The organism is Pseudoduganella sp. GW821-FHT05F09, assembly GCF_059419605.1.
Genome location: NZ_JBWKSD010000008.1, coordinates 120,563 through 145,730 on the forward strand (window position 1 = coordinate 120,563; position 25,168 = coordinate 145,730).

General features: G+C 66.6%; 21 protein-coding genes and 1 riboswitch. Of the genes, 10 read left to right on the top strand and 11 right to left on the bottom strand.

Annotated features, from left to right (window positions below; genetic code table 11):
* The first annotated feature begins 47 nt into the window (after positions 1-47).
* Both AC07S4_RS23960 and AC07S4_RS23965 read left to right on the top strand, forming a co-directional pair.
* The gene (locus AC07S4_RS23960; RefSeq protein WP_494988996.1) at positions 48-1,241 is read left to right on the top strand and encodes an aminotransferase-like domain-containing protein; all 1,194 of its coding nucleotides are present in this window, start codon (positions 48-50) and stop codon (positions 1,239-1,241) included.
* Between the two features lie 279 nt (positions 1,242-1,520).
* A complete protein-coding gene (locus AC07S4_RS23965) occupies positions 1,521-2,882 on the top strand; it encodes a diguanylate cyclase (RefSeq protein WP_494988997.1) in 1,362 nt (453 codons plus the stop codon).
* 149 nt (positions 2,883-3,031) lie between these two features.
* Here the strand turns inward: AC07S4_RS23965 and AC07S4_RS23970 are convergent, their stop codons facing one another.
* Positions 3,032-3,787, bottom strand: coding sequence for a class II aldolase/adducin family protein (locus tag AC07S4_RS23970; protein ID WP_494988998.1), 756 nt, complete (start codon positions 3,785-3,787; stop codon positions 3,032-3,034).
* A gap of 77 nt (positions 3,788-3,864) precedes the next feature.
* Here AC07S4_RS23970 and AC07S4_RS23975 point away from each other — a divergent pair, with 77 nt between their 5' ends.
* A complete protein-coding gene (locus tag AC07S4_RS23975) occupies positions 3,865-4,533 on the top strand; it encodes a Crp/Fnr family transcriptional regulator (RefSeq protein ID WP_494988999.1) in 669 nt (222 codons plus the stop codon).
* 133 nt (positions 4,534-4,666) lie between these two features.
* Here AC07S4_RS23975 and AC07S4_RS23980 read toward each other — a convergent pair whose 3' ends face one another.
* Genes AC07S4_RS23980 through AC07S4_RS23990 form a run of 3 tightly spaced genes read right to left on the bottom strand, consistent with a single transcriptional unit; the run spans position 4,667 to position 9,437 of the window.
* Positions 4,667-6,229 carry an FGGY-family carbohydrate kinase gene (locus AC07S4_RS23980; RefSeq protein ID WP_494989000.1) on the bottom strand — a complete coding sequence of 521 codons (1,563 nt, stop codon included), beginning with the start codon at positions 6,227-6,229 and terminating at the stop codon, positions 4,667-4,669.
* A 2-nt stretch (positions 6,230-6,231) separates the two neighbouring features.
* Positions 6,232-7,836: a glycerol-3-phosphate dehydrogenase/oxidase gene (locus tag AC07S4_RS23985; RefSeq protein ID WP_494989001.1), complete on the bottom strand. Its 1,605-nt coding sequence runs from the start codon at positions 7,834-7,836 to the stop codon at positions 6,232-6,234.
* A complete protein-coding gene (locus tag AC07S4_RS23990) occupies positions 7,833-9,437 on the bottom strand; it encodes an FAD-binding oxidoreductase (RefSeq protein ID WP_494989002.1) in 1,605 nt (534 codons plus the stop codon). Before AC07S4_RS23990 ends, AC07S4_RS23985 begins: the two co-directional genes overlap by 4 nt.
* An 87-nt stretch (positions 9,438-9,524) precedes the next feature.
* On the opposite strand from AC07S4_RS23990, the gene AC07S4_RS23995 reads away from it, so the two are divergent.
* Positions 9,525-10,556 (top strand): AraC family transcriptional regulator, encoded by a 1,032-nt coding sequence (locus AC07S4_RS23995; RefSeq protein WP_494989003.1) that lies wholly within the window; start codon positions 9,525-9,527, stop codon positions 10,554-10,556.
* Here AC07S4_RS23995 and AC07S4_RS24000 read toward each other — a convergent pair.
* The 3 genes from AC07S4_RS24000 to AC07S4_RS24010 form a co-directional block, all read right to left on the bottom strand.
* On the bottom strand, positions 10,553-10,993 hold the full coding sequence (locus AC07S4_RS24000; protein ID WP_494989004.1) for a hypothetical protein: 441 nt from the start codon (positions 10,991-10,993) through the stop codon (positions 10,553-10,555). The two genes, AC07S4_RS23995 and AC07S4_RS24000, sit on opposite strands and share 4 nt — an antisense overlap.
* 61 nt (positions 10,994-11,054) lie before the next feature.
* Complete coding sequence (locus AC07S4_RS24005; protein WP_494989005.1) at positions 11,055-11,582, bottom strand: SRPBCC family protein; 528 nt, start codon at positions 11,580-11,582, stop codon at positions 11,055-11,057.
* Positions 11,583-11,684: 102 nt separating this feature from the next.
* Entirely contained in the window at positions 11,685-13,142 is a 1,458-nt protein-coding gene (locus AC07S4_RS24010; protein WP_494989006.1) for a cytochrome P450, read from the bottom strand.
* A 66-nt stretch (positions 13,143-13,208) separates the two neighbouring features.
* On the opposite strand from AC07S4_RS24010, the gene AC07S4_RS24015 reads away from it, so the two are divergent.
* Positions 13,209-13,388, top strand: a complete 180-nt coding sequence (locus tag AC07S4_RS24015; protein WP_494989007.1) for a hypothetical protein — start codon at positions 13,209-13,211, stop codon at positions 13,386-13,388.
* Here AC07S4_RS24015 and AC07S4_RS24020 read toward each other — a convergent pair.
* The 3 genes from AC07S4_RS24020 to AC07S4_RS24030 all read right to left on the bottom strand — a co-directional run bounded on the left by AC07S4_RS24020 (position 13,385) and on the right by AC07S4_RS24030 (position 19,291).
* Positions 13,385-13,585: a hypothetical protein gene (locus AC07S4_RS24020; protein ID WP_057157919.1), complete on the bottom strand. Its 201-nt coding sequence runs from the start codon at positions 13,583-13,585 to the stop codon at positions 13,385-13,387. The genes AC07S4_RS24015 and AC07S4_RS24020 overlap by 4 nt on opposite strands.
* 65 nt (positions 13,586-13,650) lie before the next feature.
* On the bottom strand, positions 13,651-16,470 hold the full coding sequence (locus AC07S4_RS24025; protein WP_494989008.1) for a M16 family metallopeptidase: 2,820 nt from the start codon (positions 16,468-16,470) through the stop codon (positions 13,651-13,653).
* Between the two features lie 16 nt (positions 16,471-16,486).
* The gene (locus AC07S4_RS24030; protein ID WP_494989009.1) at positions 16,487-19,291 is read right to left on the bottom strand and encodes a M16 family metallopeptidase; all 2,805 of its coding nucleotides are present in this window, start codon (positions 19,289-19,291) and stop codon (positions 16,487-16,489) included.
* Positions 19,292-19,385: 94 nt separating this feature from the next.
* Positions 19,386-19,528, top strand: a riboswitch (FMN riboswitch).
* 102 nt (positions 19,529-19,630) lie between these two features.
* Here AC07S4_RS24030 and ribB point away from each other — a divergent pair.
* The gene (ribB, locus tag AC07S4_RS24035) at positions 19,631-20,287 is read left to right on the top strand and encodes a 3,4-dihydroxy-2-butanone-4-phosphate synthase (RefSeq protein WP_494989010.1); all 657 of its coding nucleotides are present in this window, start codon (positions 19,631-19,633) and stop codon (positions 20,285-20,287) included.
* Positions 20,288-20,313: 26 nt separating this feature from the next.
* Here ribB and AC07S4_RS24040 read toward each other — a convergent pair whose 3' ends face one another.
* Positions 20,314-21,717, bottom strand: a complete 1,404-nt coding sequence (locus AC07S4_RS24040; protein ID WP_494989011.1) for an MFS transporter — start codon at positions 21,715-21,717, stop codon at positions 20,314-20,316.
* Between the two features lie 103 nt (positions 21,718-21,820).
* Between AC07S4_RS24040 and AC07S4_RS24045 the strand changes: the two genes are divergently transcribed.
* Genes AC07S4_RS24045 through AC07S4_RS24060 form a run of 4 tightly spaced genes read left to right on the top strand, consistent with a single transcriptional unit; the run spans position 21,821 to position 25,157 of the window.
* Entirely contained in the window at positions 21,821-22,687 is an 867-nt protein-coding gene (locus tag AC07S4_RS24045; protein WP_494989012.1) for a LysR family transcriptional regulator, read from the top strand.
* Positions 22,688-22,709: 22 nt separating this feature from the next.
* Positions 22,710-23,507, top strand: coding sequence for an MlaE family ABC transporter permease (locus tag AC07S4_RS24050; RefSeq protein WP_494989013.1), 798 nt, complete (start codon positions 22,710-22,712; stop codon positions 23,505-23,507).
* A 13-nt stretch (positions 23,508-23,520) separates the two neighbouring features.
* A complete protein-coding gene (locus AC07S4_RS24055; RefSeq protein WP_494989014.1) occupies positions 23,521-24,474 on the top strand; it encodes an MlaD family protein in 954 nt (317 codons plus the stop codon).
* Positions 24,471-25,157: a hypothetical protein gene (locus AC07S4_RS24060; RefSeq protein ID WP_494989015.1), complete on the top strand. Its 687-nt coding sequence runs from the start codon at positions 24,471-24,473 to the stop codon at positions 25,155-25,157. Before AC07S4_RS24055 ends, AC07S4_RS24060 begins: the two co-directional genes overlap by 4 nt.
* Positions 25,158-25,168 lie beyond the last annotated feature (11 nt).

The window sequence follows — 25,168 nt, forward strand, 5'->3', positions numbered from 1 at the left end:
GTTCATCGGCCGGACCCCGTCCGCCGACTTCCTCTGAGAGCAATCGTATGAAAATCGAAAACCCCCATCCCTTCCCGTGGCAGTTCGCCGAGCGCGCCAGCCAGATGCAAAGCTCCTTCATCCGCGAAATCCTGAAGGTGACCCAGCAGCCCGAGATCATCTCCTTCGCCGGCGGCCTGCCTTCGCCCGCCACCTTCCCGGTGGAACGCATGCAGGCGGCTTTCGACAAGGTCCTGCGCGACAACGGTAAAGTGGCCCTGCAATACGGCCCGACCGACGGCTACCTGCCGCTGCGCCAGTGGATCGCCGATTCGCTGTCGGCCAACGGCGCCAAGATCGTGCCGGAACAAGTGCTGATGACCTCCGGCTCGCAGCAGGCGCTGGACCTGCTGGGCAAAGTGCTGATCGACGAAGGCAGCAAAGTGCTGGTGGAGACCCCGTCCTACCTGGGCGCGCTGCAGGCGTTCTCGGTCTACCGTCCGAACTTCGTCTCGGTCGCCACCGACGAGGACGGCCTAGTGCCGTCGTCGCTGAACGACGTGGCCGCCGGCGCGCGCCTGCTGTACGCGCTGCCCAACTTCCAGAACCCGACCGGCCGCAGCCTGTCCATCGCGCGCCGCCAGGAACTGGTGGAAACCTGCGCCCGCCTGGGCGTGCCGCTGGTGGAAGACGACCCCTACGGCTCGCTGAGCTACAAGGGCGAGCCGGCGCCGAAGATGGTGGCCATGAACCCGGACGGCGTGATCTACATGGGCTCCTTCTCCAAGGTGCTGACCCCCGGCATCCGCCTGGGCTACGTAGTCGCCCCGCTGGCGCTGGTGCGCCGCCTGGAACTGGCCAAGCAGGCCGCCGACCTGCACACCTCGCAGCTGACGCAGATGGTGGTGCACGAAGTGATCAAGGACGGCTTCCTGGACCAGCACATCCCCACCATCCGTACCCTGTACGGCGACCAGTGCCAGTGCATGCTGGACGCAATGGCCGAACACTTCCCGGCCAGCGCCACCTGGACCAAGCCGGAAGGCGGCATGTTCATCTGGGTCAAGCTGCCCAAGCAGATCAACGCCATGGAACTGCTGGACGAAGCCATCAAGCAAAAAGTCGCTTTCGTGCCCGGCGCGCCGTTCTACGCCAACGAGCCGGAGACCAACACGCTGCGCCTGTCCTTCGTGACCGTGCCGCCGGAACGCATCCGCGCCGGCGTTGCCATCCTGGGCAAGCTGATCGCCGAACGCCTGTAATTCCGCAGTCATTCCGTAGTCATTCCGCAGCACCGCGTGGGCGCATCCGCCGCCCACGCTTCCCTCCCCGCCCTCTGTTGCCCCATAACAACATGGACCGCCTTGCGCAACATCTTAAATACCAAAAGTTACTTAGTTTCGTGGCAGCAATAGCAACATTCTGGAAAATAAGGGACGTTCGTACTCTTTTCCGCCTGAACGACTCATGTTTTTTTACAATTTGAATTGGCAAAGCGGTATGATTTAGACAGATAGTTACCCTCGACCAGGCGATAAGTAATGACCAACGGCGGTTCCAGTTACTCCCCTCGTCGCGACGCAGCGATCCTGATCGTCGACGACGCACCGGCCAATCTGAGCGTATTACGCAAAATGATGGTTGAGCAGGGCTACCAGACCTTCGTCGCCACCTCCGGCGAGCGGGCGGTGCAGATCGCCCGGCGCGTGCATCCCGACCTGATCCTGCTGGACGTGGTCATGCCCGGCATCGACGGGCTGGAAACGTGCCGCCAGCTGAAAGCCAATCCCCTCACCGCGCGCATCCCCATCATCTTCATGAGCGCCAAGAACGAGGCGGAAGACGTGGTGGCCGGCTTCGACACCGGCGGCGTGGACTACATCGGCAAACCGCTGCGCATGGCCGAAGTGTGCGCGCGCGTGCGCACCCAGCTGCAAATCCGCATGAACAGCGAAACGCAGCAGGAGCAGGCCGAGCGGCTGCGCACCATCGTCAACTCCATGGCCGAAGGCCTGCTGATCATCGAGCCGGACGGCCGCATCCAGTTTACCAATCCGGCCTGCGACCAGTACCTGGGCTACGCGCCCAACGAGCTGGCCAGCAAGACCATCTTCGACCTGCTCAACCCGCTGGTGGCGCAGGAATACCTGGACTACTTCGGGCGCTACGCCGCCAACCCGGAGACGGCGCACAGCCACGGCACGCGCGAAGTCATCATCCGGCACAAGTTCGGCACCTCGGTGTGCATGGACCTGACGCTGACGCCGATGTTCATGCGCCAGCCGCTGTTCATCGGCCTGCTGCACGACATCACGCACCACAAGATGTCGGAAGACGCGCTGCAGCGCGCCGCGATGGTGGACCCGCTGACCAAGATCGCCAACCGGCGCCACTTCGACGGCTTCCTGGAAAAAGAATGGCAGCGCGCCATGCGCAGCGGCTCGCCGCTGTCGCTGGTGGTGCTGGACGTGGACCATTTCAAGCTCTACAACGACAGCCTGGGCCACGCGGCCGGCGACGTCTGTCTGCAGCAGGTGGCGCAAGCGATCAACGCGCACGCCCTGCGCGCCACCGACCTGGCGGCGCGCTACGGCGGCGAAGAATTCGTGCTGCTGTTTGCCGAGACCGACGCCGACTCCGCGCTGGCGCTGGCCGAATCGATACGCTGCCACGTCGAAGCGCTGCAGCTGCCGCACCCGCGCTCGATCACCTCGCCGTGGATCACGCTCAGCGTCGGCGTCGCCACCATCTACCCGCACCAGATGGAAAACACCGAAGCCCTGTTCGTCGCCGCCGACCGCGCCATGTACATCGCCAAGGAAAGCGGCCGCAACCAGGTCCAGTCCAGCCTCAGCGCCAGCCCCGCCGCCGCCAGCGAAGCCCTGAAAACCGCCGCCCTCTAGCGTCCCCACCCCGGGGTCAGTTCTGTCATCGCGTCACGGCCTCATCTATAACGGTACGTGACAGCCGAGCTCATGGTGAGATGACAGAACTGACCCCGGCTGGCGACCCCGGCTGGTGGACCCCGGCTGGCGAGCGCTTGATGGGAGGCTTAGGTGCGGTAGCTGGGGTCGAGCTTGTCGAGCTTGCGTATCAGCGCGGGCCAGGCGAAGGCGCCGCCCAGGCCGCTCGTCTGCACGCGCATGGCTTCGGCCACGCCTTGCACAATTTGCGGATGCACGTGCACCAGCTCGCCGCCCGCCTGCGCCGCCAGCTGGATCTGGCAGGTGGATTCGAAGATGTACATGGCGAGGAAAGCGTCGGCGATGCTGCCGCCGCAGGTGAGCAGGCCGTGGTTGCGCAGCATGAGGAAGTTGGCGCGGCCCAGGTCGTCCTGCAGGCGCGGCTTTTCTTCGTCGCGGAAGGCCACGCCTTCGTAGTCGTGGTAGGCCAGCGAGGCCAGCACGAAGGTCGATTGCTGCGAGATCGGCAGCACGCCGCATTTCTGCGCGCTGACCGCCACGCCGGCCCGGGTGTGGGTGTGGATCACGCATTGCGCGTCGGCGCGCGCGGCGTGCACCGCGCTGTGGATGACGAAGCCGGCCGGGTTGACCGGGAAGGCGCTGTCGATCAGCTTGTTGCAGTCCTGGTCCACCTTCACCAGCGAGGAGGCGGTGATCTCGTCGAACATCAGCCCGTAGGGGTTGATCAGGAAATGGTGCTCGGGACCGGGGATGCGGGCGCTGATGTGGGTGAACACCAAATCGCTCCAGCCATGCAGGGCCACCAGCCGGTAGCAGGCGGCGAGGTCGACCCGCAACTGCCATTCTTCGGGGCTGACGAGGTGTTGTACGGACGGGATGTTCATGGGAGTCTCCTGGGTTGTTTTGGTCTAGTATCGCGGCGCGCTGGACTTGAGACTGTCAATTTCCTTACAATTGCCGCATGCCTTACGCCATCCTGCTCGCCAATCCCTGGTACGCCGCCCTGCCCGCCGATGTGCGCGCCGCCATGCTGGACGGCGCGGAGCCGGTCAGGCTGCGGCGCGGCGAGATGCTGTTCCGCCAGGGCGACGCGCCCGGCGGCCTGTACGCGGTGCTGCGCGGCTCGCTGAAGGTGTCCACGCTGCGCGAGGACGGGCGCGAGGCCATCCTGGGCGTGATCGAGCCGGGCACGTGGTTCGGCGAGATTTCGCTGATCGACAGCCTGCCGCGCACGCACGACGCCACGGCCATCGGCGCCTGCGAGCTGCTGGTGCTGCCGCACGAGGCTTTCCACGCGCTGATGGAGCGCCCGGTGTTCGCGCGCGCCGTGGCTTCGCTGCTGGCGACCCGGCTGCGCATGATGTACAGCATGATGGAGGACGCCACGCTGCGCAGCACCCGCGCCCGCGTGGTGCGCCGCTTGCTGCTGCTGGCGCGCGGCGACGCGGCCATGTCGAGCGCGGTGCGGCCGCGCATTCCGGTGTCGCAGGAGGCGCTGGCCATGATGCTGGGCATTTCGCGCCAGACCTTGTCCAAGGAGCTGAAGCAGCTGGAGGCGCTGGGCGCCATCCACATCGGCTACCGCAGCATAGAGCTGCTGTCCGGGACGGCGCTGCGCGATGCCGCTTAAGCAAGCCCGACTTTGTTAACAGATTCTGTGGATAAGCATGTTAACAAGCCGGACCGCCGCCACCTAAGTGGCTGTTTAGAAAGAAAAAAGTTATCCCGCACATTTTTTCAGCAGCGGGAGTTATTCACAGGCGCTACAGCGCTTCGGGGTAGCCGGTAATGTCGGCGATTTCCGCGTACATGGGCTGCAAACGCTTGTACATTTTCAGGTAGACGCGCTGGTAGAGCTGCTCGTAGGTCTTGCGGCTGGCTTCCGACGGCTGGAACACGCGGCTGGGCCGCGTCATGGCCTGGATGGCGGCGGCGAAGTCCGCATGCAGCCCCAGGCCCGCCGCCGCGCAGATGGCCGCGCCCAGGCCGGAGGTTTCGTACAGGTGGGCGCGCGCGGCGGGCAGGCCGAAGATGTCGGCCGAAAGCTGCATGGCGGCGTCGCTTTGCGAGCCCCCGCCGGCGATGCGCAGCTCCGTCACCCGCACGCCGCTGCGCTTCTGTATCCGCTCCGTGCCTTCGCGCAGCGCGTAGGCCAGGCCTTCCAGTATGGCCCGGTACATATGAGCACGCGTGTGGACGTCGCCAAAACCTATCATCGCGCCCTTCGCTTCCGGACCGGGCACCTTGATGCCGGGACTCCAGTAGGGTTGCAGCATCAGGCCCATGGAGCCGGGCGGCACGGCGTTCACCAGCTTGTCGAACTGGGCTTCGGGCGAGGTGCCCTTCTCGGTGGCGGTGGCCTGCTCCAGGTGGCCGAACTGCTCCTTGAACCAGTTCACCATCCAGTAGCCGCGGAAGATCTGCACCTCGGTGCTGTAGGCGCCCGGCACCGCCGAGGGATATGGCGGGATGAAGGGTGTGACTTCGATGTACCTGGTGTTGGTGGTGTTGATGGTGGCCGTGGTGCCGAAACTGAGGCAGCCGATGTGCGGCTCCAGGCAGCCCGCCCCTATCACTTCGCAGGCCTTGTCGGCGGCGGCGGCCACCAGCGGCGTGCCTTGCGGGATGCCGGTAGCCTGCGCCGCTTCGGCCGTGATGGCGCCGATCACCGTGCCGGGCTGCACCAGTTCCGGCAGCATCTCCGGCCGCACCGCCAGCGCCTGCCATTTCCAGTCGCGCGCGCCGGCCCAGCGGTGATTCTTGTAGTCGAACGGCAGGTAGGCCACCTGCGAGCCGGTCGAATCCACATAGCTGCCGCACAGGCGATGGTTCAAATAGCCCGACAGCAGCAGCACCTTGTGCGTCCGGGCCCAGATGTCCGGCTGGTGCGCGGCGATCCAGTTCACCTCGGCCTCGCGGCGGAAGTAGTTGATGGTGCCTTCCACGCGCGCCAGCTTGAAGGCGGCCTTCCACAAGGGGCCGATGGGCGGCACGGTGCTGGTGCGGCGCTGGTCCAGCCAAGTGATGGCGGGCCGCAGCGGCTTGCCGTCCTTGTCCACATTGATGACGGTGCCGCGCTGCGTGGTGACGGCCACGCCTTTCACGTCCTCTCGGCTGATGCCCGAGTCTTCCCACAGCCGCTGGCAGGCGATGCAGACCGCGTTCCAATAGCCTTCCGCCTTGTGCTCGGCCCAGCCGGGATGGTCGGAGTAATAGGGCTGGAGGTGGACCTGGGTCTTGGCGGCGAGGTTGCCCGCCAGGTCGAACAGCAAGGCGCGCACGCTTTGGGTGCCGTTGTCGATGGAGAGGATGTAAGGTCCGGGCATGGTTATGCGGGCAAGCTGTAGTGAGTGTTCAATAATGCCAGATAGGCGGCCTGTTCGGCATCCCAGCGGGCGTCGTCCCAGCCCAGTTCCGGCTGGCAGATGGCGCGCACGCGCGGAAGGATGGCGGCGCCGCCGCCCTTGAGCTGCAGGCCTATGCGCAGGCGGCGCAGCAGCAGGTCTTCCAGGCGCTGCACGGCTTCGTGCCGCGCGGCCCAGCGCAGCTGCGCCCAGATGCTGGCGGTGCCGGGAATGAGATCGAGTTCGCCCTCGAGCGCGCAATCGATCAGCGCCTGCGCGCTGGCGCCGTAGCGGCCTTGCAGGCGTTCGGCCTGGCCTGCGGGCAGGCCTTGTCCGCGACGCAGTGCGGCGGTGGGCGGGAAGATGGACTGCGGCGCCAGGTCCGCATGCCAGCCGGGCAGCATGGGCGCGGCGGCGCGCAGCGCATCCAGCGCGATCACGCGGAAAGTGGTGAGCTTGCCGCCGGTGACGGTGAGCAGGCCGTCTTCCAGCCAGAGCGCATGCTCGCGGGTTTCCTTCGACGGGTCGGTCTGGCCGCTGTCGATCACGGGGCGCACGCCGGCGTAGGTGGCGAGGATGTCGCTTTCCCGCAGGTCCAGTTGCGGGAACTGGCTGCGCAAGGCGGCCATCAGGTAGTCCACTTCGCCGCGCGTGATCGATGCTTCGAAGTTCATGTCTTCGCGGTGGTCCACGTCCGTTGTGCCGGCCAGGATGACGCTCTCCCATGGGAAGGCGAACACGGGGCGGCCGTCGGCCGGGTGCATCAGGCTGACGGCCTGGGCCAGCGGCAGGCGCCATGCGGGCAGCACCAGGTGGCTGCCGCGCAGCGGACGCAATCGCTTGCCGCCGCTGGCGCGCAGCGCGTCGGCCCAGGCCCCGGTGGCGCTGACGACGACGCGCGCGCGCACTTCATGGGCCGTGCCGGCAGGTGCGTCGAGCAGGCGCGCGCCGCACACCTTGCCGTCTTCGCTGCGCAGCAGGCTTTGCACGGACAGGTAGTTGAACGCGGCTCCGCCCAGCGACTGGGCTTCCTGCAGCACGCGCATGACAAGGCGGGCGTCGTCCGTCTTGGCGTCGCTGTAGCACATGCCGCCGCGCAGGCCTTCGGTGCTGATGTGCGGGGCCATGGCCAGGAATTCGGCGCGCGGGTAGTAGTGGCGGGCGCGCTGGCCCGCCATGTAGTCGTAGATGGCCAAGCCGGCGAGAAAGGCGCGGCGGCCGGGCTTGCGGCCTTGGTAGTCGCCAAAGGCAAAGCTCTGCGGCTCCACCAGTCCGGCCGCTTCGCGCAGCAGGCTTTCGCGCTCGTGCACGGACTCGCGGGTGAGCGAGAACTTGCCTTCCTTCAGATAGCGCAAGCCGCCATGCACCAGCTTGGAGGAGCGGCTAGACGTGCCCCATGCGAAGTCACGCTGCTCCACCAGCAGCGCTTTCAGGCCGCGCCGCGAGGCTTCCAGCAGGATGCCCGCGCCGGTGATGCCGCCGCCGATTATCAGCAAGTCCCAGTCGCGCGCAAGCAGTCCGGCAAGCGCCGCGCGCCCGCCGGGCTGCCAGTGCGGCGCAGGAGTGGCCTCGCTCGCGCCCGCGCTCATGGCTTGGCCGCCGGCAGCAGCTTGCCGGGGTTCATAATGCCCTGCGGGTCGAAGTGGCGGAATATCGCCTCCATGGCGGCGATGCCCGCCGCGCCTTTTTCCGCCGCCAGGTAGGGCGCGTGGTCGCTGCCCACGCCGTGCTGGTGGCTGATGGTGCCGCCGCTGTTCACGATCGCCAGACTGACCGCCTGCTTGAGCGAGCGCCAGCGCGCCATGTCTTCGTCGTAGTCGCCCGCCAGCCGGTACACAAAGGTGCTGTACACGCTGGCGCCCTGCGCATACAGGTGCGACAGGTGGGTGTAGGCGTGCACCTGCTCGCCATGCTGCGCGAGCGCCTTGGCGGCGGCCGCTTCCATCGCGCGCATGGTGCTCTCCACCAGCGGCCAGTCCACGGCCGTCTCCACCGTGTCGATCACATAGCCGTGCTCCCACGCAGCGTTGCGCAGGTAGACATTGCGGAAGCGGTTCTGCTTCCATTTGTCGCCCATCTTGCGGCCCACATGCACGCCGCCGTGGCCGCGCGCCAGACGCAGCGCGGCGGCTATGGCGGCCTTTGCCTGCGGCCTGGCGCCGCTGGCGCCCAGCATCAGCATGCACTTGCCGTCCTTGCAGCCGCGCAGCGACAGCCAGCCTTCCAGCAGTCCTATCAGTTTCTTGTGGCCGGCCAGCGCCAGCATGGTGGTGGTCTCCAGCGCGTTCGACAGGCGCAGCATGGACAAGCCCAGCCTGGACTGCGCCAGTTCGCGCACCGCCGCCTCCGCGCTCACCCAGTCCGGGAAGAACACGGCATGGAACGCTTCGTATGCGGGCAGCGGCGATACGCGCACCACCGCCTCGGTCAGGATGCCGACACGCCCTTCCGATCCCAGCACAATCTCGCGCAGGTCCGTGCCTGCCGCCGATGCGGGGAAGGTGGGAATCTCCAGCCTGCCCACCGGCGTTTCCACCGTGCCGCCTGCGAACATCTGCTCTATGCGTCCGTAGCGCAGCGACTGCTGGCCCGAAGAGCGCGTGACGATCCAGCCGCCCAGCGTGGAGTACTCGAAGGACTGCGGATAGTGGCCCAGCGTGTAGCCGTGCGCGCGCAGCTGCGCTTCCAGGTCCGGCCCGTACACGCCCGCGCCGAAGGTGGCCAACTGCGAGACGCGGTCCAGGTGCGCCATGCGGCACAGGCGCGTGAGGTTCACCGCCAGCGTGGCCTGCGCGCCCTCGCCCGCCGTGAGATGCCCGGCCACGCTGGTGCCGCCGCCGTGCGGAACCACGGCCGCGCCGCAGCGCTGCGCGTAGTCCAGCAGCTCGCGCACGTCCTCCACGCTTTCCGGAAAGGCCACGCCGTCGGGTGCGGCGCCGATGCGGCCATAGCGCAGCTTCAGCCAGTCCGGCAGGCTTTGCCCGAGCGCGTTGCGCAGGCGGACCGGCGCGCTGGTCTCTATCAGCCTGTGGTGGGGCAGGCGCGGCGGGGGCAGCGCATCGCAGGCTTGCTCGAAGGTGGCGTCCTCCCTGCCCTTACCCGCGCCTATGCGCTGGGCCAGGAAGGCCAGCGCGTCCGCCTCCAGCGCAAAGTTGACCGCATCGTCGCCCCAGCCATTCCAACGTCTCATGTTTTTTTCTCCGCTTGCTATACTGGCGCACCTGGCCAAATGATAACTAGAGAATAAGACTAAACCCGCCCCCGGTATTGCGCTTTCATGACACACGCCTTGTTCAATTATGCCAACCACGGCCGCGTAGCCGGCTCTTATCTGCAGCCGCTGCTGGAGGCTGCGGCGGCGCGCGGCGTGGCGGTGCAGGCGCTGGAGCAAGCGGCGGGTTTGGCGGCGGGCGCGCTGGAGCCGCTGCCGGAGTCATTCCCGGCCGCCGGCTATGTGCGCCTGCTGGACGCCGCCGCCGCGCTGGCGGACGATGCGCATTTCGGCCTGCACGTGGGCGAGCGCGTCAAGCTGGGCACCTACAGCGTGTACGGCCTGATCCTGCTGAGCTGCCGCGATTTCGGCCATGCTTTCGAGCAGACCATACGCTATGAACAGCTGGCGCACGACCTGGGCCGCTCCAGCCTGGAGGTGGACGGCGGCCTGGCGCGCTACACCTGGCACAGCCGCTTTCCCGGCGCAAGCAGGCATCTGGCGGACAGCGTGTTCGCGGGCATACGCGTGTTCGGGAACTGGCTGGCGGGGACGCAGCTGCCGCCGGCGCGGCTGGAGCTGATGCATGACGGCGGCGGCGCCTCGCTGCACGGCGAGTATCTGCGCGTGTTCGGCGCGCTGCCGCAGTTCGGCGCGGCGGCCAACGTGGCCAGCTTTGACGCGCAGCTGCTGGCCTGGCCGGTGCCGAATGCGGACGTGGGCATGTATCCGGTGCTGCGCCAGCATGCGGAGCAGTTGCTGCAGCAGCGCGCGCAGGCCGATGCGGGCATCGCGGCGCAGGTGCGGGATGCGATTGTGCGCGGCCTGCCGCAGGGGCAGGCGCGGCTGGCGCCGGTGGCGCAGGAGCTGGGGCTGTCGCCGCGCACCTTGCAGCGCAAGCTGAGCGATGCGGGCGTGAATTTCCAGCAGGTGCTGGACCAGACGCGCTTCGCGCTGGCCAGGGAGTACTTGCGGCAGCCGGGCCTGAGCTTGGTGGATATTGCGTTTCTGCTCGGGTATCAGGAGCAGAGCGCGTTCAATCATGCGTTTCGCGAGTGGGCCGGGGTGAATCCTGGGGCGTGGCGCGCGCTCGATTAGGTTTCGGCGCCGCGCACGCGGACGAAGGGGCCGAGGCAGGCGTCCATGCTGGCCTGCAGGCACATGAGGAACATATTGCCGGAATGGTGGAACAGGATGAAGCTCGACACCGCCTGCCCTACTTGCGCCACTTGCCCCGAACAATCTTTCTTGCCGTTGTCTTTGACGATCTTGTCGGAGGTCTTGTAGAAGCCGTTCTTGTCGGGCTGGTCGTCGATGAGGAATTCGGTTTCGGCCACTTCCGATGCGCTGGTGATCAGCGCCGTGCCGTCCGCGCGCATGCGGTAGATTTCCTGGCAGGAGCCGTCCGGCAGCACGAAGCGCCAGGTGCCGACTATGGGGTGGTCGTCGCGCACGGGGGCGGCGTTGCCCGCCGCCGCGCCGCATAGGGCGCAAGCCACTATCATCAGGCGTACAAGCCGGCTCAGGATATACATGGCGAACCTCCGCGTCTGGCGTTGGATGCGCCCAGTATATCCCGGCCCGGCAAAGCGCGTTTTACTTCTCCGCCACCGCTTTCATGCTGGCCAGGCCTTTTTCAAAGTCCGGGCCGACCATTTTGTCCATGCTGACGAACACGCCCATCAGCTTGGTGATGAAGGCGCTGGGGCCGGACATGGTCCACACCACGGCGGTGCTGTCGCCCTTGGGTTCCAGCGTGAACACGGTGGTGTTGTGCGACTCGAACGGCTTCAGGAAGTCGAGCTTGATGTCGATCTTGCTCGGCGCGGCGGCGCCGGTGATCTCCATGCGGCCGGCGCCCACCTGGTCGTTGCCTTCCCAGCCGTACACGGCGCCCACGCCGGTAGGCGCGCCGCTGAAGGTACGCACCATTTTCGGGTCCAGGTGCTCCCACGGCGACCAGCTGCTCCAGTTGTGGAAGTCGCTGATCAGGGGATAGATCTTGTCCGGTGCGGCTTTGATGGTGATGCTGCGCGTAACGGTGAAGCTGTTGGGCTGCGCCAGCGCCAGGCCGAGGATGATGACGATGATGGCGGTAATGGCGATGGCGATTTTCTTGAGCATGGGGTCTCCTGCTGTCGTGGTTTTTATAGGCCGGCTGTTGCCGAAGCCGCAAGCCTAGCATGGTTTTTTGGCTACGTTGTCAAAAAAATGCGGCGCGGCCGTTCACGCGCCGCGTGCGCGCAACAGCAGGGGCAAGGCGCTCGGCGTCATGGTGAAGGTGAAGCATTCTTCCACTGGGGGCGCGCCTTCCCGCAGCGTGAAATCGAAGTTGTGCAGGATCATGGACATGGCCATTTTGATCTCGGCCATCGCCAGGTAGCGGCCCGGGCAGAAGCGCGGCCCGCCGCCAAAGGGAAATATCTTGCGCGCAGGGTCGGACACGGAGGCGGCGGCGGAATCTGCGCCGCCGTCCGCGCCGGCCAGCCAGCGCTCGGGCAGGAAGATGTCCGGCTCGGCAAAGCCGCCGTCGCGCTCCGCCGCCTGGCGCAGCAGCAGGAAGACCACCGTACCGGGCGGGATCTGCACGCCGCCAATCAAGGTATCCACATTGCTTTCGGCCGCCATGAAAGGCGCCACCGGCTTCAAACGCATGGCCTCCTGCGTGGCGGCGTCCAGGTAGGCCATGCGTTCGAGCAGATGCGGGTCGCGCGCCACCGTGTCCGGCCCCAGCAGGCTGTCCGCCTCCGCTGCGGCGCGGGCCACGGCGGCTGGCGACTGCGGCAGCAGGTTGAGCAGCCAGGCCACCGTGTTGGAGGTGGTGTCCTCGCCGGCGAACACCATGGTGATGGCGTTGCCGATCACGGCGCTGTCGGTGAAGCCGGAGCCGGCCTCGTCGCGCGCGGCCACCAGCGCTTCGAGCATATTGGAAGGCTTGGTGCGCAAGGCGGGATCGGCCTCCATGCGCGCGCGGGTCTGCGCGATGAAGCCTTCAATGGAAGTATGGATGCGCGCGGCGGCGGCATCGGCCTCGCGGTCCACCGGCAGCTTGAACAGCTTCCAGTATTCCACCGGCGTGACCAGGCGGCGCGCCACGCGCTTGAAGATGAATTCAATATCGCGCTGCAGCGGGTTGTCCTCGTGCTCCAGCGTGTTGATGTCCTGCCCCATGGCCAGGCCTATGGTGACATCCAGCGTGTAGGCCTTCAGGTCGCGCAGCACGTCCACCGCGCGCCCGGCGGCCAGCGCGGCCTTCCAGCGCAGGCACAGGCGCTCGGTCATCATGGCCAGCGTGGGGAAGAAGCGGTGCACCACTTCCGGCGTGAGCGCGCGCATGGCCAGCTTGCGCTGGCGGCGCCACTCCTCGCCCTCGGCGGTGAACAGGCCGCGCGTGCCGGCTTCCTCCAGCATGCGCGCGGTGCGCGTGGAGCGGCGGAAGGTGTCCGGCCGGTCGCGCAGGATGCCGGCGATCAGGCCACGGTCGGCCACCACCACGAAGCTGCGCCGCACCATGGTGAAGCGGTAGATGGGGCCGAACTCGCGCGCCCAGTCTTCCATATTGCGGTGGAAGCGGCCGGGCTGGATCTGGCGCAGGTTGCCCAGCAGCGGCAGGCCTTTGGGGCCGGGCAGGTCAGCGACGCAGCGCGCGTCCGCAGTGCCAGCCGTGTTTGCTGTGTCAGCCATCTCTCATCCTGGGGTGGGCAGATTATCTGTTATATCTTACGCCACGTTTTGCCTGAAGGAGTGCCTATGTTGTCGCATGTTTTTGTGGGAGTGACCGAATTCGGACGCGCGCACGCGTTCTACACGGCGCTGATGGCCGAGCTGGGGCTGGTGCAGAAATTCAGGGATGACAGCCGGCCTCGGGCGGGCTGGATGGCAACAAACTGTGCGTCTGCTGCCATCGCGGGGAATGAAGATCCGGCCTAGGCCAGCGCCTCCTTGGCCGCTTCTTCCGGCGTCAGGCCGTCATAGAACTGGTCGGTGAACCATTCGATCTGTTCTTCGATGTGTTCCTGCGCCTGTTCCACGGTGGCGCCGCCCTGCACCAGAAAACCCTCCACTTCTATGCACCAGTGAATCAGCGCCAGGGTTTCTTCGTCCAGCTCTTCTTTTTTCTTTGCCATGCTTGTTACACCTTCACTGTTACGGTATTGAATGCCAGCCTACAGTGTAGCAGCATGGAGCGCGCTTACTTCGCTTCCGGGTACAGCACCATCTGCAGGTAGTTCTCCATATTGAAGTAGCGCTTGGCCGCAGCCTGCAGGTCCGCCGGCTTGATGGCCGCCACGCGCTGCTCGTATTTCAGGATGGCCGCAGCCGGATCGGTGCCGTTCACGGCCGCGCCCTGCAGGCGGCTCAGCCAGTAGCCGTTCTCGCGCAGCGCCTTGCGGTGGCTGGTGTTCCAGTTCTCCTTTACCTTGGCCAGGTCGGCCGGGTCCGGACCTTCGTCCTGCATCTTGCGGATCAGCTCCATGGTGGCGGCGATCACCTTGCCGGTGTTCTGCGGCGCGCACGGCAGCGAAGTCTGGATCTGGTAAGAGCCATACGGACGCTTGCTCAAGCCGCCGCCAATGTGGCCGCCGTAGATCACGCCCATCTTCTCGCGCAGGGTTTCAATCAGTTTGATGTTGAGCACTTCCAGCATGGCCTGCATCTGCATCTGCGCTTCTTCGGTGTACTTGGCTTCGCCGGTAAACACCAGCGCCACGGTGCTCTTCTGCTCCGCCCCCTTGTACACCTCCTGCTTCACCACGCCCTTCACGGGACGGATGCCCGGGTCCTTGTAGTCGGCCACAATGGCCGGCGCCGGCAGGCTGGCCAGGTAGGTGGCGATCAGCGGCTTGATCCTGGCCACGTCGAAACTGCCAACCAGGTAGAAGGTGAAGCCCTTGGCGCTGGCGAAGCGCTGCTTGTAGATCTCCATCACGCGGTCCAGCTGGATCTGGTCGAAGTCTTCCACGCGCGGCGCGCGCGGCGCCAGCGGGTGGTTGCCGTACAGCGTGGCCGACAGCGTGTCGGCAAACACCGCTTCCGGCGTCAGCAGCGCGTTGCGCGCCAGCTCGCGCTGCTTGCCGATAAAGGACGTGTACAGCGCCTCGTCCTTGCGCGGCTGGGTGAATTCCAGGTGCGCCAGCTGCAGCATGGTTTCCACGTCGTTGCTGCCGGAGCTGCCGCGCAGGCCTTCGGACAGGCTGGCGATGCTGGCGCCGGAGACGGCGGTCTTCCCGGCCAGGATCTTCTGCATGTCGGTGGGCGTATAGCCGAGCAGGCCCATTTGCGCCACGATGGTGCTGGCGTAGCGTGCGTTGAACATGTCCTTGGCATCGTACAGCGACTGCCCGCCGAAGCGGTGCGCGCCCATCAGCACCTGGTCGTTCTTGAAGTCGGTGGGCTTGAGCACCACCTTCACGCCATTGCTCAGCGTGAGCTCGGTCAGGCCCAGCGCCTTGTTGACGGTCTCCTTGACGATGGTGCCGGCCTTGGGCGGCTTGTCCATCAGGCTGGTGGCGTAGACCTTCTCGGCCTGCGCCTTCACCGCCACCATCTCGGCCGCGTTGACGGCGGCCAGCAGTTCCTCGCCTTTCGGCGCCGGCTGGTCGGACTTCTCATTGCCCATATAGACCACCAGCTTGTGCTGGTCGGCCGGCAGCAGCTTGCGCGCGGCGGCGTTCACCTCCTCCAGCGTGATGCCCGGCACCAGCTCGGTGGTGTAGGCGTATTCGTTGGCGATGCCCGGCATGGATTCGTTGACCAGGAAGTTGCGCGAGTACTCGGCCGCGAAGGTGGCCGATTCGGACTTGTCGCGCTCGTTGTACACGCGCTCCACCTGGCGCAGCATGCCCTTCTTGATGCGCTCCAGTTCCGACGCGGTGAAGCCGAACTGGCGCGCGCGCTCGCTCTCCTGCACCAGCGCGCTGATGGCGGGCTGCGGGCCGCCCTTGCCCAGTACGGCCAGCGCGCTGAAGGACTGGTAGCCGTGCGCCACCTTGCCCATCGCGCCGCCGCCCTGGATAAAGGGCGGTTCGGCCTGCTGCGTCAGCTCGTTCATGCGCTGGCCCAGCATGGCCATCACCATGCCCTCCACCAGCTTACGGCGGTAGCCGGCAAAGTCGGTGTGCTCCTTGTACGGTTCGATGGCGTAGCGGATGTAGAGCATATTGGCCGGCGACTCCTTGTCCAGGAACACCAGCGATTCGGAATAGGCGCGCGACTGGATGGGCGCATAGGTGCGCGGGCGCGGCTGCTCGGGATTTTTCAGCTGGCCGAAATGGCTCTGCACCAGCTTTTCCGCTTCCGCAGGCTCGATGTCGCCCACTACGATCACGGCCATCAGGTCCGGGCGGTACCAGTCATGGTAGAAGCGCTTGATGGCTTCCGGCTTGAAGTTCTTCAGCGTGTCTTCCAGGCCGATAGGCAGCCGCTCGGCGTAGCGCGAGCCGTTGAACAGCCGGGGCATGAGCGCCTTGTTCATGCGGTCGCCCAGGCCCTTCCCGATGCGCATTTCCTCCAGCACGATGCCGCGTTCGCTGTCGATGTCGGCATCGTTCAGCGACAGGCCGCCGGCCCAGTCCTGCAGCACCTTGAAGCCGGTCTCGATGTTCTCCTTCTTCGCGGTGGGGATGGGCAGCATGTAGACGGTTTCGTCGAAGCTGGTGTAAGCGTTCAGGTCGGCGCCGAATTTCACGCCTATCGACTGCAGATAGGAGACCAGCTCGTGGCGCTTGAAATTGGTGGAGCCGTTGAAGGCCATGTGCTCGGTGAAGTGCGCCAGGCCGCGCTGGTCGTCGTCCTCCAGGATGGAACCGGCTTTCACCACCAGACGCAGCTCCAGCTTCTGCTCCGGCTTGGCGTTCTTCTTGATGTAGTAGGTCAGGCCGTTGGCCAGCTTGCCAACCTTGACTTCCGGCGCCATCGGCAGCTGGGCCGACAGATCGATTTCGGCCTGGGCCACCAGCGCGCAGCTAAGCAGCACGGCGGCGGACAGGACACGCATAGTCATAACACTCATGGGGTTTCCGCTTTCTTCACTTGGTTTCCGGGTGCAGGACGGCCTGCACGTAATTGTCGAATTTGATGTAGCGCTTGGCTACCTCCTGCAGGCTTTCCGGCGTGAGCGCCGCGATGCGCTGCTCGTCGCGCAGCAGGATGGCGGGATCGCTGCCGTTGGCATAGGCGCCCTGCAGGCCATTGAGCCAGAAGGCATTGTCCTGCAAGGCCCTGCGGTAGGACAGGTTCCAGTTGGCCTTCACCTTGGCCAGGTCGGCCGGGTCGGGCCCCTGGTCCTGCATCTTCTTCAGCAGGTCCATGGTGACGGCAATCACCTTGGGCACGCTGGTGGACGCGCACGGCAGATTGGCGCTGAAAGCCACCTGGCCGTAGGGCTGCTTGCTCATCTTGCCGGTGAAGCTGCCGGCGTAGAGCAGCCCCTTCTCCTCGCGCAGCACGTCGACCAGCTTGATGTTGAGTACTTCGGCCAGCGCGCGCACCCGCAACGCCTCGTCCTCCGAGTACGGCGCCTCGCTGGTGAAGCGCAGGTTGACCCGGCTTCCTTTCTCGGAGCCGCGGTAGATGTCGGTCTTGATCAGGCCCGTCGCCGGGCGCACGCCGCGGTCGCGGAAGGCGGTGGGAATGTCGGCCACGGGCAGGCTGCCCAGGTAGGTGGCCAGCAGCGGCTTGAGCTTGTCCACCTCGAAGCTGCCCACCAGCACAAAGGTGAAGTCCTTGGCGCTGGAAAAACGCTCCTGGTAGATCTGCGCCACGCGGTCCAGTTTGAGCTTGTCGTAGTCCGCCGGCTGCATCAGGCGCGCCAGCAGCGGATGGTCGTTATACATGGCGCCGGTGATCTTGTCGCCGAACACCGCATCGGAAGTGGCGGCCCTGGCCGTCGCCAGTTCGCGCTGCTTGGCGATGTAGGAGGCGAACAGGTTCTCGTCCTTGCGCGGGCGGGTGAAGCGCAGGTGCACCAGCTGCAGCATGGTTTCCACCTCCGCAGTGCCGGCGCTGGCGCTCACATTTTCATACAGCTCGCCGATGTTCACGGCGGCCTGCACGGTCTTGCCCGCCAGGACCTTGCCCAGTTCCAACGGCGCGTAATCCATCAATCCCATCTGCGCGACGATGCTGCTGGCCAGGCGCGCGCTGTGCAGGTCGGCGGCGTCGTACAGCGACTGGCCGCCGGGACGGAAGCCGCCCATCAGCACTTGCTGGGTCTTGAAGCTGGTCGGCTTCAGCACCACGCGCACGCCATTGCTCAAGCTTAGCTCGGTAATGCCCATGGCCTGGTTCACGGTCTCCTTGACGATGCTGCCCGGTGTGGGCAGCGTGTCCATCAGGCTGGCGCCGTAGACCTTCTCCACCAGCGGCGGCAGCGGCGTGGCCTCGGCCGCTGCGGCTGCCGCCAGCAGCGCGTCACGCGACGGCGCCCGCACCTCGCCGCGATCGCTGCCGCCGTAGACGGCCAGCTTGGGCTGGCCCGACGGCAGCGCCTTGGCCGCTGCGCTGTTCACCTCTTCCAGCGTGACGGCGGGCAGCAGCTCTTTCAGGAATTCATACTCGTAGGCCGGCCCGGGCAGCGCTTCGCCCAGCAGGAAGGAACGTATCAACGGGACGGCCACGCTGGCCGAGTTGATGGTGTCGCGCTCGCGGTAGCGCACTTCGGCCGCGCTCATCAAACTCTTGCGGGCGCGCTCCAGTTCCGCCGCCGTGAAACCGTGGCGGCGCGCGCGTTCGTTCTCCTGTATCAGCGCCGTCACCGCCGGCTGGGCGCCGCCCTTGCCGAGCACCGCATTCGACTGGAACATGCGGTAGCCGGGCGCTATGGTGCTGCGCGAGCTGCTGCCCTGGATGAAAGGAGGATTGGCGCTTTGCGCCAGCTCCGCCAGCCGCAGCGACAGCATGGACGTGTACAGCCGCTCGATCAGCTGCGCGCGGTAGCCGGCCATGGTGTTGTCCGGACGGTGGGGCTCGGCCGGATAAGTGATGGTCACCGTGTTGCTGGGAGATTCATTGTAGCGCTGCACCAGCGCGTCGTTGGCGGCATAGGGCGGAATCTCCGCGTAGCTGCGGGGACGCGGCACGGCCGGCCCGGCCATCTTGCCGAAGTGTTTGTTCACCAGCCGTTCCGCCTCGGCCGGATCGATGTCGCCCACCACGATCACGGCCATCAGGTCCGGCCGGTACCAGTCGCGGTAAAAGCGCTTGACCGCGTCCGGCGCGAAGGCATGCAGCGACTCGACGGTGCCGATGGGCAGCCGCTCGCCGTAGCGCGGGTTGTTGAAGCGCTTGGCGTACAGGTCCTTGGTGTTCCTGGTTCCGCCGCGCAGGCGCAGCTCCTCCAGCACGATGGCGCGCTCGCTTTCAATGTCGGCGTCGTTGAGCGCCAGGCCGTGCGCCCAGTCCTCCAGCACCTGGAAACCCTTGTCCAAGTCTTCCTTTTTACCGAGCGGCAGCGGAAGGATGTAGACCGTTTCGTCAAAGCCGGTGTAGGCGTTCAGGTCCGCGCCGAATTTCACGCCGATGGACTGCAGGTAGGAGGTCAGTTCGTGGCGCTTGAAATGCGTTGAACCGTTGAAGGCCATGTGTTCGGTCACGTGGGCCAGGCCGCGCTGGTCGTCGTCCTCCAGCAGCGAACCGGCTTTCACCACCAGGCGCAGTTCCAGCCGATTCTCCGGCTTGGCGTTCTGTTTGATGTAGTAGGTAAAGCCGTTGGCCAGCTTGCCGACCTTGATGTCGCGCGCCATCGGCAAGGGCGCGGCAGGATCGATTGCGGCCAGCGCGGGCAGCGAGCAGCCCAGGAAGACGGCTGCAGCGGCCAATTTCAAAATAATCATACTTATAAGGATGATATTAAATAAGTTGCCACAATACACGAAGTTGGCGCGATTGGGCTACAATCGCTGCGTCTCATTGTAGAGGCATTAACCAATACGTCTTCGGGGCGGGGCGAAATTCCCCACCGGCGGTAAAACCGGCAACGGTCAAGCCCGCGAGCGCTTGCTCACGCAAGGTCAGCAGATCTGGTGCAATTCCAGGGCCGACGGTCATAGTCCGGATGAAAGAAGATGTGCGCTGCAACGCGGCTTCCCTATCGAGCGATCGAGACGGGCAGCCGCGCGTCGTCGCTTGCCCTGATGCGTTTTTCGCCAACTTATGCGAGGAGCGTTTCACCCATGCAAGTCAATCAAGAAGTAAGCCGATACACCCTCTCCAGCCCCGACCTCGAAGGCCGCATCCAGTCCGCGCTGGCGGCCATGCGCGCGGGCGTGCCTGTCATTTTGCTGGACGATTTCGACCGCGAAAACGAAGCGGACCTGATCGTGGCGGCCGACAAGCTCACCGTCGAAACCATGGCGCTGATGATACGGGAGTGCAGCGGCATCGTCTGCCTGTGCCTGACCGCCGACAAGGTGCGCGAGCTGGAGCTGCCGCCCATGGCGCCGGACAACGGCAGCCGCTACGGCACACCGTTCACGGTGTCGATCGAAGCGCGCCACGGCGTGACCACGGGCGTGTCCGCCGCCGACCGCGTCACCACCATCCGCGCTGCCACGGCGGCGGGCGCCAAACCGCAGGACGTGGTGCGGCCCGGCCACGTGTTCCCGCTGCGCGCCACGCCGGGCGGCGTGCTGGCGCGCAAAGGCCACACCGAAGGCTCGGTGGACCTGGCCATGATGGCGGGCCTGAACCCGTCGGCCGTGCTTTGCGAGCTGATGAACCCGGACGGCACCATGATGCGCGGCGCGGACATCGAACGCTTCGCCGAGCTGCACGGCATGCCCATCCTGACCATCGCCGAGATGATCGAATGGCGCAGCAGGCAGGGCTGACTCCCGGCTAGCCTGCTTCGCGCACCTTAGCGGCGCAGGTGTACGTGGCGGCGCACCAGCGCCGCTGCGGCGGCAAACGCCAGCGCCGCCACGCCGAACGCCAGCGGCAGGCGCGCGCTCCAGGCGGGCAGCGCATGGATCACGGTGCCCATCAGCGCCACGCCGACCAGCGCGCCTATCTGCCGGTTGGCGTTCAGCGCGGCGGCGGCGCTGTTGGAGTAGGCTTTGCCCGCCACCTGCATCACGGTCGCCGTCATGGCCGGTATCGCCACGCCGACCGCCACGTTCATCAGCACAATCACGGCCAGCATCAGCGCCATCGGCATGGCCGGCAGCCACCAGGCCAGCGCCAGCAGCACCGCGCCCATGGCCGCCCCCACCGCCAGCCCGCACAGCAGCGGCAGGCGCAGGCCCACCCGCGCCGAGATGCGTCCGGACGAGAAATTCCCTATCGTGAACGCCGCCATCATGGGCAGCAGCGTGTAGCCGGTGTGCAGCGCGTCGGCGCCGCGCGCCTGCACGTAAAGGCTGAGCAGGAACAGCTGGCCGAAGGCCGCCATATTGATCAGGAAACCGGTGGCGTTGGCCGCCGCGAAGCTGCCGTTGGCCAGCAAGGCGCGCGGCAGGATGGGATGTTCTATGCGCCGTTCGCGCCGCACCAGCAGCGCGGCGGCGGCCAGCGTGGCCGCCATGCCCGCCAGCAGCGGCGCCGAGGTCCAGCCCAGCACCGGGCCTTCGATCAGCACGAAACTCAGCGCGGCCAGCGCCAGCACGCCCAGCCCGTGGCTGACGAAGGACAGCGGCCGTGGCTGCGGCGCCACCACGGGGATCAGCCGGTACGCCAGCGCCATGCCCAGCAGGCCCAATGGCACGTTGACCCAAAATACGCTGCGCCAGCCGAATTGATGCACCAGTATGCCGCCCACCAGCGGCCCGATGGCGGACGATGCGCCCACCATGGCCGACCAGGTGCCCACCATGCGCGCGCGCACCTTGTCGTCTTCAAAGGTGTGGGTCAGCAGGCTGAGGGAATTGGGCAGGAACAGCGCGGCGCCCGCGCCTTGCAGCAATCGCGCCGCCGTCAGCGCGCCGCCGCCGGGCGCCACGGCGCACAGGATGGAGCCGAACAGGAAGACGGCCAGGCCGGTGATATAGGCGCGGCGCGCGCCCATGCGGTCGCCCAGCGCGCCGCCCGCCAGCAGCAAGGCGGCAAAGGTCAGCGTGTAGCCGTCCACCACCCACACCAGGCCGGACACCGGCACCGCCAGGTCGCGCGCAATGTCCGACAGTGCAGTGTTGACGGCGGTGAGGTCCACCATCGCCATCACGAAGCCGATGGCCAGGGTGAGCAGCGTGAGCGTGCCTGCCGGCGGCGCGGCGGCTTGCGCCTGGGGCATGGGGGATGCGGCCCTGCTTGAATAATTCGTCATGAAGTACTCCATTTACACATTTCCTGCATCGTAGGCCGCTTGCATGATGCAGTAAACACGCATAACATCAGCACTCCAATGCAAAAATGCATGCACCAACACTATGGACTGGGACAACGCCCGCATCTTCCTCGCCATCCACCGCGCCGGCACGCTGCGCGGCGCGGCGGCGCAGCTCGACATCGACCAGGCCACGGTGGGCCGGCGCCTGGCCGCCATGGAGAAGTCCCTCAACGCCAGGCTGTTCCTGCGCACGCCCGGCGGCTATGTGGCCACGCCGGCCGGCGACCTGGCCGCCAGCGCCGCCGAGCAAATGGAAACCGCCGCCGACCGCCTGCAGCGCGAGATGCAGGGCATAGACAACCGCCTGTCCGGCACCATCCGCGTGGCCACCTCGGACACCATGGCCGCGCACTTCGTGGTGGAAGCCATGCAGCGCCTGCACCAGCGCCACCCGGACATCCGCATCGTGCTGACCGCCTCCACCCAGCTTTCCAGCCTGACCCGGCGCGAGGCCGACCTGGCCATCCGCACCGTGCGGCCGGACAGCCCGGACCTGATCTCGCGCCACCTCACGCGCCGCACGCTGGGCCTGTACGCGTCCAAGGCCTACCTGAAAAAACACGGCATGCCCACGCCGGGCAACGCGCTGGCCGGACACGACATCGTGATCTACCAGCACAGCGTGGCGCCGCGCCATGCGGAGAAGCTGTGCGGCGAGCCGGTGGCCAACGCACGCGTGGCGATGGAGGTGAACACCGGCCTGGTGCTGCACGAAGCCGTGAAGGCCGGCCTGGGCATAGGCGAACTGGCCACCCACATTGCCGCCACCACGCCGGAGCTGGTGCGCATCTGGCCCGAGCGCGAGCAAAGCTACGAGGTCTACCTGGTGATGCACAGCGATTTGAACCGCACCGCCCGCGTGCGCGCGGCGGCGGACGCCATTATTGAATCGTTCCCCTCCAAATAGCGCCGAATGCTAAGATGGCAAGATGACTACACAGGCATCTTTGCTGGCCCCGCTGCGCGACATGCAGAACTGGGCCATGGACTGGATCGCAAGCTGGTGGCAGCTGCTGCACTTCAGCGTGCTGGTGGCCACGCTCGCGCTCACCCCGTCCAGCTACAACGCGCGCCACCGCCCCGCCCTGGCGCGCCAGCTGGTGCTCGGCAGCGCGCCGCATCTGCCCTGGTTCACGCTGGTGTCCGCGCTGATCAGCCTTGTCATCATCCGCATCGTGGTGGTGACGTCGCAGAGCTACGGCCTGTCGCGCTACGCGCTGGAGATGGTGGTGCGGGTGCTGGTGCTGGAACTGATCCCGCTCATCACGGCGCTGTTCGTGGCCCTGCGCAGCACCCTGCCGGCCGGCGTGGAGTTTGCGCAGATGCGCACGGCGGCCAGCGGCAGGAAGGCGCTGAGCGGCACGGCCGGCCTGCGCGACGAATTCTTTCCGCGCGCGGTGGCGGGCATGTTCTCGGTGTGGCTGCTGGGCGCCGTCAGCTGCGTGCTCACGCTGGTGCTGGCCTACCTCGCCATCTACGGCTTCACGCCGTATGCGCTGCAAGGCTACACCCGCGTGGTGGGACAGATATTCAACCCCGCCGTCACGCTGATCCTGGTGCTCAAGATTATTTTCTTCAGCCTGGCCGTGGGCCTGATCCCGCTGGCCTCGTCCTTCCATATCGGCTCGCGCCGGCTGCGCCATGTGCACGGCCTGTCGGACATAGTGCGCATGTTCTCCGTGCTGCTGCTGATCGAAGCCGCCTCCCTGGTGGGCAACTACTACTGAACCCCGAACCATCATGACCGAACCCACACCGGCTCCAGAAGCCTCCCCCGTCCGCAACGCCGAACTGAAGGCGGCCCTGCTGCTGGTATTGATGTTTGTGCTGGTGGCGGGCACCGCCATCTACCTGCTGTATGCGCGCGGCGCGTTCGAAGCCACGCAGCGGCTGGTGCTGACCGCCGACGATTCGGAAGGCGTCAGCGTGGGCATGGACGTGACCTTCGCGGGCTTCCCGGTTGGCCGCGTGCAGCGCATAGAACTGGGCAAGGACGCCAAGGCGCGCGTGCTGATCGACATCCCGACCAAGGACGCGCACTGGCTGCGCACCAGCAGCATCTTCACGCTGGAGCGCGGCCTGGTAGGCGGCGCCAAGCTGCGCGCCTTCAGCGGCATCCCGGCCGACCCGCCGCTGCCGGACGGCGCCGAGCGAGAGATGCTGGTGGGCGACGTGGCGGCCGAGATCCCGCGCCTGCTGAACGCGGCCAAGGAGCTGCTGCAGAACGTGACCAACCTCACCGCAGCGGATTCCGCGCTGGGCGCCAGCCTGGAAAACGTGCGCGGCGTGACGGAGCGGCTGAACGGCCCTGGCGGGGCGATGGGCTTTATCGCGGGCGAGGACAAGAAAGCGCAGGAACTGCTGCGCAACGCCAATTCGCTGATCGTCAAAGCCGACCGGCTGGTGGGCAATGCGGATGCGCGCGTGTTCGGCAAGGACGGCGTTGCCACTGATGCGCAAGCGGCGGTGAAGCAGATGAACGGCCTGCTGGGGGACGCGCGAACAAGTTTGAAGAAACTCGACGCGGTGCTGGCCGAGGCGCAGGCGGTGGGCGCGAACGCGCGCGTCGCCACGCAGGACCTGGGCGCGCTGCGCGCCGACGTGGACGCCAACCTGCGCAAGATCGAGCAGCTGGTCAATGAAATCAACCGCAAATGGCCGTTCAAGCGCGACACGGAGATCAAGCTGCCATGAAGAAGACGACTACAGCGCGCCTGCGCGCCGCCGCTGCTGCCGCTGCATCCACCACGGCCGCCGTGCTGCTGGCCGCCTGCGGCAGCGCGCCGCCGGTGCCGGACTGGAAAATGAACGCGCACAGTTCTCTGGAACGCGCCGCGTCGGCCTACCTGAGCGGCAAGGACAGCGTGGAGGAAAGCGAGTTCGCGCGGGTGCGCAGCCAGATCGGCAGCACCGGCAACATCGAGCTGGCCATGCGCGCCGAGCTGGCGCGCTGCGCCACGCGGGTGGCGTCGCTGGTGCTGGAGGAATGCGCGGGTTTCCAGAAGTATGCGCATGATGCGTCGGGGGCGGATATCGAGTACGCGGCGTATCTTGCGGGCCGCCTGGCGCCGTCCGAAGCGGGACGCTTGCCGGAGCAGCATCGCGCAGTGGCCGCCGCAGCGAGCGACGCGGCGGCTGGCGCGGCGGTGGTGGCGATCAAGGACCCGCTGTCGCGGCTGGTGGCGGCGGGAGCAGTGTTCCGGGCCAACCGAGCGACGCCGCAGGTGATAGCGGCGGCGGTGGATACCGCGTCCGAGCAGGGTTGGCGGCGGCCGCTGCTGGCCTGGCTCAATGTGCAGGCCATGCGCGCCGAGAAGGCGGGAGACGCGGCCGAGGCGGCGCGGCTGCGCAGGCGCATCGCCCTCGCCTCCGAATAGTCACCGGCGGC